A 2,819-nucleotide genomic window follows, 5' to 3' on the forward strand; every position below is an offset into this window, starting at 1 on the left:
AGTGCAGGGTGTTGTAGAAGAATTGAACAAGCAAAATTATACTGGCTATGTAAGACCAGACCACGGCCGTCACATTTGGGGAGAGGTTTGTCGCCCAGGTTACGGATTATACGACAGGGCTTTAGGTATTATGTATTTACTTGGATTGTGGGATGCATATGAAGCCTCCAAAGTTGGTAAGCAATCATGATGCCTATCCACGAAAACTTAACAAATAGGGTGGCAGTAATCACCGGCGGCAGTGGTGTATTGTGTTCCAAAATGGCTGTAGAGTTAGCCCGTCATGGTGTCAAAATAGCTATATTGAACAGAACGGCTGAAAAAGGACAACAGATAGTCGATATCATTGGCCAAACAGGCGGAACTGCAATATCCATCGCGACAGACGTTTTGGATAGAATCTCATTAGAGAATGCAAGAGAGAAAATACTGGAAACGTTCGGACGAGTGGACCTATTAATAAATGGTGCTGGAGGCAATCACCCTGATGCCATTACAGCTCCAGAGAAATATGGGGAAGATGTAGATGGAAAGTCATTTTTCGATTTAGATGAAAATGGTTTTTCTCAAGTTTTTGCCAGTAATTTTACAGGTACATTTTTGGCGAGTCAGGTTTTTGGAAAAGCGTTATTACAAGTGGAAGCACCAGTTATATTAAATATTTCTTCCATGAGCTCTTACGCTCCAATGACTAAAGTACCAGCATATAGTGCTGCCAAAGCTTCGATAAATAACTTTACAATGTGGATGGCTGTTCATTTTGCTGAAGAGGGCTTACGTGTGAATGCTATTGCACCAGGTTTCTTTTTGACGAAGCAAAATCGAGACCTTTTGCTTAATGAAGATGGTAGTCTTACGGCAAGGTCCAATAAAATTATAACAGCAACACCCATGAAACGCTTTGGGCAACCTGAAGATTTGCTTGGTACATTGCTTTGGCTTGTTGATGAATCCTATTCGGGTTTTGTCACAGGAATAACGGTGCCAGTTGATGGCGGTTTCATGGCCTACTCAGGAGTGTGAACAAATTTCTTTTTTAAAAATAAAGAAGCCATGCAGTCGACTGGTCTTTTTATGATAGCTCACTAATTATGGAATGGTATTGGGATGTGTATTTTCGGTATAACAGAAGGTGATTGTAAAGCTGTTCTTAATATAATAGAATATTTCTTATATATCATAAACCATTTTGTTAAATGGTGATAAGCACAGAAATGAAACCACGAGACAGGAATGAATGAAATGAAAACTATTACAATTACTGATGTCGCCAAACATGCGAAAGTATCGAAAAGCACTGTTTCCCAATACTTGAATAAGCGATACGAGTACATGAGTGAAAAAACTAGAAAAAAAATTGAAGAGACTATTGAAGAGTTGAACTATCAACCTAATATTATAGCGCGCAGTTTAAAACAAAAATCGACTTTTACGGTTGGGGTAGTGGTTGCCAATATTCTTCACACGTTTTCTACACAAATTATACGTGCAATAGAAAACTACTTTTATAAACAAGGGTTTCATATTATTGTATGTAATGCAGATGATAATCCTGAGAAGGAAAAGAATTATATTGAAATGCTAAGAGCAAAGCAAGTTGATGGAATCATCATTTTCCCCACAGGGGACAATCTTGATTTATATAAACGTATGAAGAGTGATCAGTTTCCAATTGTATTTATGGATCGGACGATAGAAGAATTAAATATTGCGACTGTAATGCTTGATAATCATCTTGCGTCAAAGTTAGCGGTTGATCGGTTTGTAGAAAAAGGTTATGAAAAAATTGCAATCATAACCACTTCTATAATCCATAATATCAGTCCTCGAATTGAACGTATCCAGGGGTACAAAGATACACTCGCGTCACATGGAATACAATTCAATGCAGATTATATTAAAACAGTGAATGCAGAAGAAATTCCGAATGCGCTTTCAGAATTTTTCGAATTAAAAAAACCGCCTCAAGCCATATTAGCAGGAAATGATATCGTACTTAATGAAATTTTGCGATTTATGAAAAAACACGATATGAATATTCCTGAGGATGTTGCGGTTATTGGAATTGATGAAGTCCCGTACGCTAACTTCTATACACCGACTATAACAACGGTTAATCAGCCAGCAATTGAAATGGCAAATCAGGCAGCAGAGTTATTGCTTAGTCAGATAAATAAAACTGGAAAAAAAGACACAAGCGTGCATCGTTTGAAACCGAATTTGCTGTCAAGAAATTCTTGCTAGACGCAAGATTTTAAGTAAAAAAGAAAGCGCTTTTTTACTAGATTCTATTCTACTAAACCGATTTACTTTTGATGCTTTTTAGGGGTTTATTTAATATGTTTTGGTTCTTGGTTATAAATTGGAAACGTTTTCAAAATTGAAACATCTAGGGGGTTCTTTATGTTTACAAAAGGTAGAGGAATGATCATTCTTTTCTTGTTCTTAGCAGGAGTAATAAATTATTTAGACCGTTCTGCATTGTCCATAGCAGCGCCGTTTATTCAAGATGATTTATCGTTAACAGCGACACAGATGGGGATTATTTTTAGTAGTTTTTCTGTAGGATATGCGATATTTAACTTTCTTGGAGGAATGGCATCCGATAAATATGGTGCGAAGCTGACACTTTTCGTTGCTATGATTGTTTGGTCTATATTCAGTGGTGCACTTGTACTGGCTGTCGGGTTTGTCAGTATGATTGTCATTCGTATTTTGTTCGGGATGGGTGAAGGTCCACTCTCCTCAACAATCAATAAAATGGTAAATAACTGGTTTCCTTCTAATCAACGGGCATCGGTTGTTGGTTTGACGAATAG

4 protein-coding genes are annotated in these 2,819 nt (G+C 37.2%); all 4 read left to right on the forward strand.

Features of this window, described 5'->3' with window-relative positions:
• Positions 1 to 190, forward strand: a 190-nt coding sequence (locus AC1DUW_RS24995; protein ID WP_477643738.1) for a mannonate dehydratase, incomplete at its 5' end; no start/stop codon positions are given.
• Positions 187 to 1,023, forward strand: a complete 837-nt coding sequence (locus AC1DUW_RS25000; RefSeq protein WP_116820590.1) for an SDR family oxidoreductase — start codon at positions 187 to 189, stop codon at positions 1,021 to 1,023. The genes AC1DUW_RS24995 and AC1DUW_RS25000, both read left to right, overlap by 4 nt.
• A gap of 219 nt (positions 1,024 to 1,242) precedes the next feature.
• The gene (locus tag AC1DUW_RS25005) at positions 1,243 to 2,244 is read left to right on the forward strand and encodes a LacI family DNA-binding transcriptional regulator (RefSeq protein WP_053346424.1); all 1,002 of its coding nucleotides are present in this window, start codon (positions 1,243 to 1,245) and stop codon (positions 2,242 to 2,244) included.
• 159 nt (positions 2,245 to 2,403) lie between these two features.
• On the forward strand, positions 2,404 to 2,819 hold a 416-nt coding region (locus tag AC1DUW_RS25010; protein WP_477643739.1), incomplete at its 3' end, for an MFS transporter.

It is taken from the genome of Peribacillus sp. P4_C12 (assembly GCF_056402095.1).

Excerpts from the sequence above, each read along its gene's own strand:
- AC1DUW_RS25000 (WP_116820590.1), top strand. The coding sequence starts at position 187 with ATGATGCCTATCCACGAAAACTTAACAAATAGGGTGGCAGTAATCACC.
- AC1DUW_RS25005 (WP_053346424.1), top strand. The coding sequence starts at position 1,243 with ATGAAAACTATTACAATTACTGATGTCGCCAAACATGCGAAAGTATCG.